Raw genomic sequence first — 12,834 nt, 5'->3', positions numbered from 1 at the left:
GTCGGGCATGAAAGTCATGCCCGGATTATACCGGGTCAGGTCACGAAACGTGGAGTCAGAACTTGATGAGGGCGGTTACGCCAGAGATCAAAACCATCAAGCAGCCAGTTCAACTCCTGGACGCTCATCCGCCCGTGATCAACACGTTTGAAACGGACGCAGTCGTCATAGACCACCACTTCCCACGATGAGATCGCTTGTTTGTGGCTCATGCTGGTAACGCTGCAATCTGGCGGGCAATCTCGTCATGGATCATCTGGGCTGTCCAGGTACGGGTGACGAGGTCAGTGCCAGCTACCAGCATCGCGGCATCACCCTCGGCAGGAGCAGCCGGAATCACTGGTTTCTCGGTCAGATCGTTGTAGCTACCCGAGAAGTCCGAAGTCCCACTACCAGTAGCAGCGCGAGCAGCGGCGGCATCGACACTCACCAGCACCGCCTTACCGACATCCGAGGCGTCCGTGATGCTGTCCGAGGTGATATCGCCTGGCGCACCACCGACATTGCTCGACCCCTTCACCACAGCTTGAAGCACCTGAAAGCCTTCAGTGATGGAGACAGGGCTACCGTAAGGCTGCCAGCCATCGGCAATGGACTCGGCCAGTTTGGCCACCAGCTCCTCGGGAGTGTTGGCGACGACAGTGTCATATTGGGTGTAAGCCATTATCTAAACCTCAAAATTGAGTGGTTGAACGGTGAGCGGCTGACAGGCAGGCGATTCACCACAATGGATATGGCCCGTGACGGCATAGGCCAGCAGGAGCACAAAAGGCAGCAGCCAAGGGCAGCGTTTCATGGCGCCGAATCCGATTTTGGAAACTTGCTTTCAGCAATCCGGTCAGCCCAATGGGCAACCTTCTTCACCCCGAGGAAGCCCACCCAAATACCGACCGGCTGGGCCAGCGACGGCGACAAGCCCATCAGTTCGAAGCCCCAGATAATGCTCAGCGAGAGCAATACGCACATGGGGCCTTCGATCAGTGCGTCCTTCCAGGTGCCGCCGGTATAGAACACACGCAGCACGGTCATGCACAACGACAGAAAGGCCGCCCAAATAGTTTGCGAATGCTGATTCAGCCACATGAAAGCAATGGCCCAGGTGTCTGGTTTATCCGGCATGGGCAACATCTCGGCGCGCTCCCGACAAGGGAGTTGAGGTATCAAAGGGTGGCGTTCTCCGCTGATGGGAATCCCAAAAACAAAGAAGCCCCGCACAATGGCGAGGCTTTGGAGCAGCAAATAAAAAGCCCGACGCAGTGGCCGGGCTCTTTTGTGGTGTCGCGCTGTACAGCTGAACACGTTGCTATAAAAACAGAGCTATTCCATATGGACAACTGTTTTTATCGGTATTCGGAAGATCTAATTTGGTTTGCGAAACTGACACCAATTGACCAGTCATTTTCACTGGAGCACAAAGACGTTCGTACCGGCAGATAACGGCCCAGAGTGTGTAAAAACGCATGCGCCGCTTTGAAGTCTGCGTTGCTACGTAAAATCTGCTGGTGCTTGTGTAATAAGCAGACCAGAAATTTGCGTAGGAGCGCGTTTTTTGTTCCAGCCCCGACTGTCAAACGTGTTCTAAAACGTTTTTACACAGCCTCGGCCAAAAGCAGCCACTCGAACACATCACCTGATCGGCTGTTTTGTATGGCGAAGCAGTCACCGATGTTCCGCTGCCAACATTGACCTGAACTGAGAAATGATCTCTGAAGATAGCCCGGCACCTTCGAACACTGCGCAGGTGAAGCTAACGGGTGCAGGGCCTGGAGCGGTTATGATGCGGTCTGCAACCACAGCTACTGGGCTGCTTCGATAAAGCGTGTGCCCTTCATAACCTACGGCATTTTGTTGTAAGAAGTCAGCGCTGTTCGAGGTATGAGGAACCGTGTCGAGAAGCCCGGCCCTCGCAAGTGCCAGCGTTCCCCCACAGATACCGGCAATTGTCGCTCCACTTGAACGACTAGCATGAAGAAAGTCTCGAATATCCGGTGCTTCTGCACGTTCCCAGACCATTCCTCCAATGACGACAACAACGTCCGCTTTCCAGTCCAGACATTGTTGCAAACTGCTATCGACAGTGACAGCCAATCCACCCTGCGAGCGGAACTGCCCCGTAGCAGAAGCGAAAAACCTGACGTCGATCCCGTAAAACGGGGACGCAGTTCCAGCAATAAAAGCATACTCCCAGTCCGCAAAACCGGGTGTCAGTATCAATCCCACGCGTGCCATCAGTCAGAATCCTCCATGAATGCCAATAACATATGGCGACAACAAACATACCTCAAATGCAGCTTTGGGTCGGTTGCAGTCCTTCGCGACAGGCAGCAATCGGCCAATGCCCGCTAGAATCAGCGACGTGAAGTGTGTGTGTTGGGCGACATCAGGCATGGCTCCAAAGCGCCTTTCAGGTACCCGATGAGAGACGGGCGACATCGGGTGTGGATTCGGCGCCGACGCAAATCTCGCTTTGACGTCCCAGGAATAGAAAGACCACGAAGGCAGTGAACAGCGTGAACATCGCCAGCAGTTGCAACAAGGTATTGAACCCTCCGGTATACGCCGAGCGCAGCATCGTCAACGGGATTTGGCTGGCGTCGGTGCTCGCGTGCTGGATATCACCCATCACCAGGCGTTGCGCGATAGTTGAATAATCAACAGCGGACAGTTTGACCGAGTCACTGATGCTCAGATGGTGTGCGACCAGGGCCGTCAGCACCGCAACAGTGATTGCCAGGGCGACACCTTCGCTGGCCACCCGCGTCGTGTTGAAAATACCAGCGGCCATCCCCGCCCGTTCCTTGGGGATCACGCTGATCGACAAACCATCCATCAACCCCCAGGGCAGGCCTGTACCGATACCGCTCACCAGCATGGCCACAATGATCTGAACGTGCGCACCGACCGGAATCGCACTCAGCCAATAAAGCCCCGCCGCTGCGATCAAGAAGCCGATTGCGCAGAGTACGCCCGCCGACAACCAGCGAGTCAGCGACGCGGCAATGATCGGGACAATCAGCATCGGGGCAGAGAGTGCCAACATCATCATCCCAGCTTCAAAAGCGCTGGCACCTTCCACGCCGATAAACCGCAACGGCAGCAATACGATCAAGACAATGTAGCAATAGCAAGTGCCGATTGGCAGGATCTGTACACCGACAAAGCGCGGAAACAGAAACAGCCCCAGTTCCAGCATCGGATGTTTCGCCCGATTCTCAACAATGATAAACAGCAGAAAGAAGACCGCCGACGCTCCAAGCAGCGCATGGATGACCGGTGAGCCCCAGCCTTGCTCAGGAGCCAGGATCACCGCCGTGGTGAACGTGATCAACAGGCCGGAAAACGTCAGCACGCCGGGCGTATCCAGACGTTGTGCTTGCGGGTTGCGGCTTTCGCGCATTTTCGGCAGGGCAAATATCAAAGAAAGGATGGCGATCAGGGCGGTGCAAAGAAAAATTGCGCGCCAGCCCATGTACTCGATCAGCAACCCCGATAACAACGGACCGAAGGCCAGGCCAACCCCGAAAGTGGTGCCCAGAAGGCTGAAAGCACGCGTCCTGGCATGCCCATCAAACTCCTGTGCCAATGCCGCCGATCCGCTGGCCAGGGCTGCCGCCGCGGCAATGCCCTGAACGCCGCGCAATAGGTCCAGCCAGAAAATATCGGGAACCGCTGCCAACAGGATCGACACCAACGCGAACAACGCCATACCGCACATGAACAGACGCTTGCGTCCGTAGAGGTCCGCGAGGGTACCGGCTGCCATCAGCAGGCTGCCGAAGCTGAGCATGAAGGCGTTAGTGATCCAGGCCAGTTCCGTGGGATGGGCATCAAAGGTTTGACCAATGAACGGCGTGGCCACTGCCCCGCCGGTAAAACTCATGGGCAATACCAAGGCTGCTAGGCAAATTGCAGCCAAGATGGAGTGCCGGCCATGGGCCGGCAGCGGTTCGGTAGCTGAGTTCATTAAGTCATTCCCTGCATGTCTATGAAGTATCCGTGCTATCCAGGCCGAGGCGCGCGATCGTTCGCACACTCTAGTTAGGATACAATCGAAGATAAACGGGCCTTTATTCCACTTATAGTGAACCAAAAGGATGCAATCGAGTTGTGGACAGTCTTAGTGGGGTGATCTCATTCGTAAAAACAGCCGAGGCGCTCAGTTTCATCAGCGCCGCCAGGGCGTTGGGGATTTCTGCCTCGGCCGTGGGCAAAAACGTCGCCAAACTTGAGGCTTCGCTGAATGTGCGGTTATTGCACCGCAGCACCCGCAAAGTCAGCCTGACTGCGGAGGGACAGTTGTTCTATGAACGCTGCCGTAAGATCCTCGACGATCTTCAAGATGCCCGGGCGATGCTTTCCCATGCAGCACAGGAACCCCGTGGAAAGTTACGCGTCAGCTTGCCCACCATCGGTTATCGCTTTCTCTTGCCCCATATGGCGCGGTTTCGCAAAGCCTACCCGGAGATTGAGCTGGAACTGGACTTCAACGATCAATTGGTGGATGTGATCGATGAAGGCTTTGATGTGGTGATTCGCAGCGGTGGGCAGGCCGACTCCAAGATGATGGCACGCAAGCTGGGGCCTTTTAAATTTGTCCTGTGCGCATCGCCTGACTATTTGCAGCGTAAGGGACGGCCCGTCACTATCAGTGATCTCGAGCATCACGAGTGCTTGCGTTACCGATTTGTCACGACGGGTAAAATAATGGACTGGAGTATGTCTTCGGCCCCCCAGTTCACGCAGTTACGCCTGCCAACCGCCCTGACATTGAACAACATGGAAGCCATGCTGATGGCCGTGGTGGATGGGCACGGTATCGCATTTGTCCCGGACTTCCTGGCCCGCGAAGCTATCGCCCTGGGGCACCTGGAAACGGTGCTCGACGGTCACAGCGAAGATCAAGGGCAGTTCTGGGCGTTGTGGCCGTCCAGTCGCCATCTTTCACCGAAGATCCGCGTATTCGTGGACTTTGCTGCCGAGCATCTGTTTGCCATCCCTTCCGTCGACTGACCAGCTGTAACTCGCTCATGAAGCCGGTAATCGCTGACCGTCCGTTGTGGGTCGCACGCTGCCCTTCGCGACAGGCAAAAACCGGCCAAGAGCAAACCTTTGACGCGGTGCATTCGAGCCATAGCCCTTCGAGTTGAGGTCAACCAAAGATGACCGGTCATACCCATGACTCGCTGTAGACATATCGATGACGGCCTCGTAACCTCGGCCCATGTCTCACCTCTTCTTATCCTTCATCCATGGCACCTTGCTGTATTGGCTTACAGAGGGGGCATGGACAAAGAACGTTATTCGACGCAACCCTAAATGTGTCCCCCACTCATGCAAGCCGGTCCGTACATGCGAATATTTGTAAGCTATAGCCACCAAGACAAGCCTATGGTCGACGCCATTGTCGATAGGCTGAAGCTCGCAGGACATGAGATCTGGATCGATCACCTCAAGCTTAGGCCAGGCGATAACATCTCTCGAAAGATTGAGGAAGGGATTGAAACTTCTGACGCGGTATTGGTAGTCGTCAGTGCCAATTCTCTTAGCTCCAAGTGGGTTCAGCAGGAATTTTCATCACTTGCTCTAAGCGAAATATCAAAACGTGCATCAAGAGTCATTCCAGTCCTTATCGACTCTAGTTCCGTTCCGAGCTACCTATCAAAATATCTCTACATTGATCTAACGAAAGATCTAGAGGCTGGCCTAAGCTCGCTTGTACAATCTTTAGAGGTCGTTAAGCGCAAAGACATTGCGCGCCCACGTCGGTCGCCTGAGAAGCGTAATGATACTCACACTTCGCAGATCGCTAACTTAGGAGCAGCTTTGAAATCTGGCCGCTTGACACTTGTTTGTGGTGCAGGCACTTCGGTCAAAGCGGGAATACCGGTCTGGAGTGAGCTTCTTTTGAGTCTCCTCAAATCTATGATCGAACGCCTTTCAAAAGATCATTCGCTGAATTTGGGCTCCAATGCAGCTGAGGAATTCAACAAGCGCCATGGTGCTTCATCTCTGATCCTTGGAAAGTACCTGAAAAACAACCTAGGTAACGACTTTGGCAAACAGGTTCGGGATGCTCTCTATCGGGAAAATCCAACCACGTGTGATCTCATCGACGCCATCGTTGATGTTTCTCGACCACAGCGTGACGGTAAGCCACTCGATTCCATCATTACATTTAATTTTGACGCGCTAATCGAGGAAAGTCTTTCCGCCGCGAATGTACAAAACCGTGCGATCTATACTGAAGCAATCAAACATGATCCCAACGAGCTACCCGTTTATCACGTCCATGGATACCTTCCCAGAACCGGAAAGATCCCCAGCGATAATGATATCGTTTTTAGCGAAGATGCCTACCACGGTCAGTTTATCGATCCATTCAGTTGGTCGAATCTGATTCAATTAAATAAACTCACTCAGAATACGTGCCTGTTCGTCGGTATTAGCCTCACCGATCCAAATATGCGCCGACTGCTGGATGTTGCTTGGAGAAAAAATCCGGACAAGTCTGTTAGCCACTACATTCTCAAAAAGGTCCCCCGATTCGGATCCGCTGATGATGTGCTTGACGATCTCGCACGCCTATTGGAGGAACAGGACGCGAATGCGTTGGGTATAAACGTGATCTGGGTTGATAGCTACGATCAAATTCCAACGATTATTCGATCCCTCAGATAGAAAGTGGGGCTCTCGTCTGTCTTTTACGAGCGGCAGCTATTGGCCGAGGCTGTGTAAAAACGTTTTAGAACACGTTTGACAGTCGGGGCTGGAACAAAAATCGCGCTCCTACGCAAATTTCTGGTCTGCTTATTACACAAGCACCAGCAGATTTTACGTAGCAACGCAGACTTCAAAGCGGCGCATGCGTTTTTACACACTCTGGGCCGGTTGCTGCCTGTCGCGAAGGGCTGCAACCGGACCCATAGCTGCCAATTAGCACGGGCATAAATCGGCCAAAAGCTGATTTACATCGATAGTTTCCCTGCGCCCCCTAAAGCCAAATTTCATTTCGAAAGGTTCGTAATTTAGTCGGTTTCAGTCCCGGTTTGGAGTCAATGACAGAACTATGGCTTACAGAAACGAATTGGGTGTTAAAAGCAGCCATATCATAGGTACGTAGACTTGGAAGCCGAATCTGATGGGGCTGCTATTCTCTTCATTCGGATGTGAAAACTGAGTACGCCACCTTTGCAAGGTAGCGAGCTAAGGCACAAAGACTACAAGGATAAAAGCATGCGCAAGCCAACACTCTTATTTTTGCTCTTTCTATATCCGCCATTCTTATGGTCACAAGAAACCATCAAAGGTGATATACATGCAGTTATAGATGCCGACGGTAGCATCATTTACTACTTAAAGGTGGCACCTGGAACACTAAGCAACAGCGCCACTAAAGCGATAAGCAAACCAGTACTTAACCAGCTGGTAAGTAAAGGTGCAGACTCGCCCAAAGCTTTTGAGATTTTCGGCGCAAAGAATGAATTGACTGGATATTATGTATCACCAGCGTCATCCGATAAAATTGAGCCAATCAGCATGGCAATTAACAAAGGCTACACCGCTAAATCAGTGCCCTACGACTCCCTGCCAGATTCATTCAATCAAGTATACAAACTTACAAATCAAAAAGGCGAAATAGGGGGAGCTTGGTTGCCAGCTAGTGAAGGTCGCGGGGTATCTGCGCTTGCATACCTTATACCCACCGATTGGTCAACCTCGAAACTTAGCACCCCTTCAAAAACAATACAGACATCAGACAATTACATCCCCATACCTAAAGAAGATCTAATTAAATCCCTGGGAGAAACTATGCTTCAGCAAGCCGTTCTGCTCGCTTGCAAATCAAAAATAGCACCTAAGGAAATCGCAGTTACCGCGAGCCTCGCTGCATCAGTTGGTTTTATCGTAGGGGGAGAAGGCACTATATCCTTTCAAGCAACGTGGGAGACAGAAAAAATATGCAAGCCCTGAAAATCATATTCATTCAGGGAGAAAACTAGTGTCGATCGTACCTAGGTCAGTTTTTCTGCCGATTAATTGAGGCGTTAGCATCCGTTTTGGAGGGCGACCGCAACCTGCCGGACAGACAGCTACCGGCCAAAAGCAGACCATGGACACGCAGCTAATACTTCAGTAATGTGCAAAAAAATATGCCGCTTCCCCCCTTCTTGATGTCGCGTTTACAGACTCGATTTTTTGATTGTTCAAGGGATTACGCATGGACATGGAATGTTATGCGACATCGCATGTCGAAAAATTAATTGTTATGCCAAAAGCCGTACGGCACCTCAAAGTTGAATGATCGGAGCAATGAAGTGGAAATCAAGATTGATATATTGGATTCTCCAACAGAAAAGGATCAGGGAGTTCTGAATAATAGGTTTTCAGAATATCTTCGAATTCAATATCCAAATCTACCGCCAGAATCGGAAGACAAAATATTTATGGTGGTTGCACACGATGAAGTAGGCGACTACATCGGTGCAATAAGCTGCAATTATTACTGGGATGGCTTAGAAATTGATACCTTTTGGGTTAAGGAATCTCATCGCGGTAGAAAAGTCGGTTCTATGCTATTGGAAAAAGCAGAAACGATTGGCGCCAACAATGGGGCAGTAGTTGCATTCTTAAAAACCGTTGATGCTAAACAGTTCTATGAGCAGCATGGGTATGAGATTTATGGTGTTCTTGAGGATCGACCAATCGGGACTAACCTGTATCATTTAAAGAAACGGCTAGTAAAACATGCATAACAACTGGTTCAAACCGTTCGCTTCGCTCACTGGGACGGGCTAAAGCCCGCCCCTTAACCAAATGCTGGTCAGCGTCCGCATTGGGTCGAACGCGGCCGGTCGTCACTACGACGTGGCCGCTCAAACCCATGCAAAAGATAGTCAATACAAACGCAATGCCTGGTCAGGTGGTATGCAATTGGGTGGTTAAGTCGGTGCAATTACCAGCTGTGATTTCGGTAATCCCCAGGAGCGGGCTATCGGAATGGCTTTCCGAATATCCTGTCCAGCCCCCATCCTTGATACTTTCGAGAACGCAATCAATCCAAGCCACTCCGGCCTTCATCAGCTCCCGAGCTTTCCCCTCACTTACCTGGTGATACCGACCGACCCGAACTGCCGGCCATTTCGCCCCAAAGTACAGCCAGACAATATCCCCCATCTGCTGATCTCGTTTACACAGCCGAGCCAACGCGGCATCCACGACACAGGCAAGCTCGTCAGTGATGCAGTACGACTTGGCCGGCGTAGGCATTGCATCACGCATCAGTGCCAACATGGGCGAGGCATAGCTGGGAATTCCCCTTCCATCCATACGCCACCACCCCCACTGCTCTAGCAGGTATTCCGTATCACCTAACGGGTGCAGCGCTGGTTTGCGAATCATCATGTGTTGTACCCCTTAGTCCCCGGTGTAATTTGATCCGCCGGCACCGCGACGGTTGTTCTGTTGGTAGTACGCGGTCGGGTCAGATATCGACGAGCCCCGCTTCAGTACTTCAATTTCGCGCTGAGCCTGCTGCAATCTGAGGCTGAGCTGTGTCACTAATTCGTCTGTAGAAAGTACCAACCGGCTGCCCGCCATGACCCAACCTGAGCCATTGCAATCGGTGCAAACCAATTCATGAAACACCCCTTGCACCACGGCTTTGCCCTTGCAGGTCAAGCAGTGCTCCAGCTCGATCTGCGCCTTACGAAAGCCAAGGACCTGGGCTTTTTTCATGTTTTGAATCCTCTCCTATGGTTGTTTCTTGAAGGGCATCGCAGGCCTTGTTCTGTAAGACCTCCAGAGGATTACCGGAATCTCCGGATCTAACACCGGTCAACCCGTGAATCAGGGCAAAACCCTTCTGGTCTAGATGGACGTGCCACTGCTCCAGGGCGTCGAGCTTGCGACTCATCACCTCCGACTGGATGTACACTTTCACGTTGTGACCCATGGCGTGGTTGATCAGCAGCTCGCCGATCAGGTGGTCAATGCCGATATCTGCCCAGCCAGTGCGGGCCAACTTGCGCAGGTCGTGACTGGTCCACTCGCGCTGCCCCAACCGAGTGAATACAGCGCTGGCCTGCCCTTCACTGAGGGCCTTGCCATTGCGCGCCGGGAACAGGAACTGACCGTCGTACCCTTTGGCCTGCTGAATCTCGCGGTAGCGGATCAGAATCTCGCGCACCTGGTTCGTCAGCGGCAGGTGATGCTCGACGCCAGTCTTGGTGTGCTCGGCCGGGATGAACCACTCGCGCTCAGCCAAGCTGATGTGTGACCAGCGTGTCTGCCGGGTTTCGCCGATGCGCGTGCCGTGACAGAGCATCATCAGCGCCAACATGGCGTCGGCCGGGGCAGTCAACATGACGTGGGACAATTGCTCCAGCAGCCGCGGCAACTGAACACCGCGCAACCGGGATGGCTTGGCACCCACCTTGGCCTTGGAGAAGTCGCTGAACTTGATCCCCGTCATCGGGTTGGCCGTTATCAGGCCGAGCTTGAACGCTTGGCGCATCGCCTGGACCAGAAGCTTGAACACCAGCTGCACAAAGCCAGTGGAGTAGCTTTCCTGCAACGGCCACATCAGCTGGCTGTCGAGCGTGGCCTTGTTGATATCGCTGAGCGGTAGATCACCCAGACGCGGCATCAAGTGACGCTTGATCGCCGAGGCAGAGGTGTTCTTGCGCTTGTTGGAAAGGCTGCGATCACGGGCCATGCGTTCGGCGTACCACTCCAACAGCTCGCTGGTCGTCATCCATTTGGACAGCGTCGAACCTTCATTGGCGGCCACCCGCAGTCGCACCGCCGGCAGTGCCGTAACGACCTGCTTGGTGCTCAGATCGGGAAAGCCACCGATGCGGTGCCAGGTGCGCTTGCTGAGCAAGTACCAGGAGCCGCGGGAGCGATTCTTCGCAAAGCGAAAGTGCAACGCCGGGTGACTGGCGTCGCGCAGGTCTCGCACGTGCAGCTTCTTGGCGTTGCGTTCGATCTCGGCATCCGAAAGTTTCACCGTCAGGGTTTTCACCAGAACAGTCATTTGCGGGCACCGACGGGATCGTCGAGGTCAACGACCTGGAACGTAGTCGGCCACATCCAGGCGCCATAACGCATGGCCATCGCTTGGTTAGCGAACAATGCCAATGCATGATCGGGGGTGCTGCCCAGGTCCATCTTGAACGAGCAGCAGAACACGGCAAACCGATAGTTCGCCGGGTTCGGTACAGCCAAGCGGCGATCAGGCATCTCCAAGCTGATCCCCATGCGCTCGCCCATTAGCCCCCCTTCAGCAGAGATTGCAGCAGCTTGAATTTGTCGAGCGCTTCAGCATTGACCTCGCGCTCTGCCTCGACGGAAAGCGCCACTTCCTCGATGCGCGCCGCCAGCTTTTTCATCCGCTGGCCGACTTCCTCGGCAAAGCTGATTACCTCGCCAGACAGCACCGCCAACGTATCCAGGGCACTAACCTCGGTTTTCTTGATGGCAACAACGGCCGGCTTGGTTTCTTTCGACATGCCCTGCTCTCTCTGGGGTTTGATGGTGGTGGGAACGCGCTGGAAGTGACCGTTGACTGGTTCGCGAATGAGACCGGCATCCTTCAGCTCGCCAAGGCCGCGACGTATGGCCGGGAACTGGGCACCAGTGGCTTCAGCAGCCATCAGCGAATTGAAAATATCGTGGGCACTCCAGCGCTCCTGGATTGGCACGACGTCGAACACCTTGCGGGCGAGCGACGATTGCCCGGCGAGCATGTTTTGTTGCTTGGCTGCATTCATCAGAAGCCACCTGTTGGATTGAATGGATTAGGGAGGGGTTTCGAGCGCCTACGTGGGAGCGAGGCTTCTTGCTGCTCGCGTTTTTCGGCGCAATTGCCAAAGCGAGCCAGCAACTGGGCGCGGGCGACCTTGCCTTCAAGTGGGATCGACTGCTGCGACATCGTCTTCAACAACCGCGCCTCGCCGTATTCTTCCGCCCGCTGTGTCTCGAGCTTCTGCGAGTCGTGGCCGATGCCCACCGCGATGTCTTCGAGCGGTTGCCCGCTGACCAGCATCCGAATGGTGATGTCGTAAGCGCGGTCGAAGACCTTGCTGGCCTTCTCCGACACCAGGCTGTTTAGGTTGTGCATCTCGCATTGCAGCGCGGCATGACGTACGGCCGGGTGCGACCACACGCGGGACAGCGCTCGGCTCGGGGCCAAGTTGACCAACGCCTCACGGAAGGCCTTATCGTGCGAAGGAATACCCAGCATCTCAGGCGTTGGCTGACACCACTTCACAAACTTGCCAACGCTCGGGGCGAAATCACCGCCGTGCTGTCGGCAGTTCCGCAAGCCGTACCGAATCTGCTCGAGGGTATTGATTCCGGCGACGATGAAAGCCTTGATCCAGCTGCGTTTCGCAGCCCGTAGGGCTTCATCATCGGGCCAAGCCTGTTTCCACGCGGGGAAGATCGCCTGCAACTCCTTGAACAGCGCGTTCACAACGTCGGTGGTACCAGGCGGCAATTGCTTCGGTTGAACCAGCGCAACGGGCGGCAGGTTCCCCATCTTGCTCAGCAGTTGATTGGCGCTACGTGGCGCTTTCACCTCCATCACAAATCCCCCAGATCATCAGCCCAGCTGGAGTCATCAAAATCAGGGGATAGCGATTGACTGGAAGCCACTTTGACCTGCTCACGCTTGACCCAACGAATCAGTCGAAAACACCAACCAAGCGCGCTGTCGACGGTCGTTGGCTTGGCGACGAAGAAGCCCTTGAAGCCAGCGAGCAAGTCACTGGTGACCGAGTCACCAGGCAGGCCGGCAATCGTGAGCTGATCAGCCAGTGCCTTCTCACTCGG

15 protein-coding genes and 1 pseudogene are annotated in these 12,834 nt (G+C 53.9%); 4 read left to right on the top strand and 12 right to left on the bottom strand.

The window, feature by feature from the left end; translation table 11 throughout:
- Positions 1-35 precede the first annotated feature (35 nt).
- The 5 genes from CKW25_RS26795 to CKW25_RS25660 form a co-directional block, all read right to left on the bottom strand.
- A complete protein-coding gene (locus tag CKW25_RS26795; RefSeq protein WP_173919081.1) occupies positions 36-212 on the bottom strand; it encodes a hypothetical protein in 177 nt (58 codons plus the stop codon).
- Positions 209-664, bottom strand: coding sequence for a DUF1737 domain-containing protein (locus tag CKW25_RS25675; RefSeq protein WP_095083767.1), 456 nt, complete (start codon positions 662-664; stop codon positions 209-211). The genes CKW25_RS26795 and CKW25_RS25675 overlap by 4 nt, the downstream gene beginning before the upstream one ends.
- A 128-nt stretch (positions 665-792) precedes the next feature.
- Positions 793-1,119 (bottom strand): phage holin, lambda family, encoded by a 327-nt coding sequence (locus tag CKW25_RS25670; RefSeq protein WP_371855209.1) that lies wholly within the window; start codon positions 1,117-1,119, stop codon positions 793-795.
- A gap of 540 nt (positions 1,120-1,659) precedes the next feature.
- Positions 1,660-2,229 (bottom strand): DJ-1/PfpI family protein, encoded by a 570-nt coding sequence (locus tag CKW25_RS25665; RefSeq protein WP_095083763.1) that lies wholly within the window; start codon positions 2,227-2,229, stop codon positions 1,660-1,662.
- 175 nt (positions 2,230-2,404) lie between these two features.
- On the bottom strand, positions 2,405-3,964 hold the full coding sequence (locus CKW25_RS25660; RefSeq protein ID WP_095083761.1) for an MFS transporter: 1,560 nt from the start codon (positions 3,962-3,964) through the stop codon (positions 2,405-2,407).
- Between the two features lie 143 nt (positions 3,965-4,107).
- Here CKW25_RS25660 and CKW25_RS25655 point away from each other — a divergent pair, with 143 nt between their 5' ends.
- The 4 genes from CKW25_RS25655 (at position 4,108) to CKW25_RS25645 (ending at position 8,753) form a co-directional block, all read left to right on the top strand.
- The gene (locus tag CKW25_RS25655; RefSeq protein ID WP_095083759.1) at positions 4,108-5,010 is read left to right on the top strand and encodes a LysR family transcriptional regulator; all 903 of its coding nucleotides are present in this window, start codon (positions 4,108-4,110) and stop codon (positions 5,008-5,010) included.
- Positions 5,011-5,316: 306 nt separating this feature from the next.
- Positions 5,317-6,678 (top strand): TIR domain-containing protein, encoded by a 1,362-nt coding sequence (locus CKW25_RS25650; RefSeq protein ID WP_371855208.1) that lies wholly within the window; start codon positions 5,317-5,319, stop codon positions 6,676-6,678.
- Positions 6,679-7,233: 555 nt separating this feature from the next.
- Entirely contained in the window at positions 7,234-7,971 is a 738-nt protein-coding gene (locus tag CKW25_RS26570) for a hypothetical protein (protein WP_143497497.1), read from the top strand.
- A gap of 344 nt (positions 7,972-8,315) precedes the next feature.
- On the top strand, positions 8,316-8,753 hold the full coding sequence (locus tag CKW25_RS25645) for a GNAT family N-acetyltransferase (RefSeq protein ID WP_218192561.1): 438 nt from the start codon (positions 8,316-8,318) through the stop codon (positions 8,751-8,753).
- 274 nt (positions 8,754-9,027) lie between these two features.
- Here the strand turns inward: CKW25_RS25645 and CKW25_RS25640 are convergent.
- The 7 genes and pseudogenes from CKW25_RS25640 to CKW25_RS26760 all read right to left on the bottom strand — a co-directional run.
- Positions 9,028-9,402 (bottom strand): annotated as a pseudogene (locus tag CKW25_RS25640) (antiterminator Q family protein); the annotation flags it as partial.
- Positions 9,403-9,414: 12 nt separating this feature from the next.
- Complete coding sequence (locus tag CKW25_RS25635; protein WP_095083757.1) at positions 9,415-9,735, bottom strand: hypothetical protein; 321 nt, start codon at positions 9,733-9,735, stop codon at positions 9,415-9,417.
- On the bottom strand, positions 9,704-11,035 hold the full coding sequence (locus tag CKW25_RS25630) for a site-specific integrase (protein ID WP_095083755.1): 1,332 nt from the start codon (positions 11,033-11,035) through the stop codon (positions 9,704-9,706). The genes CKW25_RS25635 and CKW25_RS25630 overlap by 32 nt, the downstream gene beginning before the upstream one ends.
- On the bottom strand, positions 11,032-11,241 hold the full coding sequence (locus tag CKW25_RS25625) for a hypothetical protein (protein ID WP_095083769.1): 210 nt from the start codon (positions 11,239-11,241) through the stop codon (positions 11,032-11,034). Before CKW25_RS25625 ends, CKW25_RS25630 begins: the two co-directional genes overlap by 4 nt.
- 29 nt (positions 11,242-11,270) lie before the next feature.
- Positions 11,271-11,771 carry a hypothetical protein gene (locus CKW25_RS25620; RefSeq protein WP_095083753.1) on the bottom strand — a complete coding sequence of 167 codons (501 nt, stop codon included), beginning with the start codon at positions 11,769-11,771 and terminating at the stop codon, positions 11,271-11,273.
- The gene (locus CKW25_RS25615) at positions 11,771-12,586 is read right to left on the bottom strand and encodes a replication protein P (RefSeq protein WP_095083751.1); all 816 of its coding nucleotides are present in this window, start codon (positions 12,584-12,586) and stop codon (positions 11,771-11,773) included. The genes CKW25_RS25620 and CKW25_RS25615 overlap by 1 nt, the downstream gene beginning before the upstream one ends.
- A partial coding sequence (locus tag CKW25_RS26760) for a DnaT-like ssDNA-binding domain-containing protein (protein WP_256578035.1) occupies positions 12,586-12,834 on the bottom strand: 249 nt, incomplete at its 5' end. The genes CKW25_RS25615 and CKW25_RS26760, both read right to left, overlap by 1 nt.

This window comes from Pseudomonas sp. Irchel s3h17 (assembly GCF_900187505.1).
Lineage (GTDB): Bacteria > Pseudomonadota > Gammaproteobacteria > Pseudomonadales > Pseudomonadaceae > Aquipseudomonas.
Note: the sequence above shows the minus strand (reverse complement) of the source record. Positions and strands in the feature narration are given on the sequence as shown.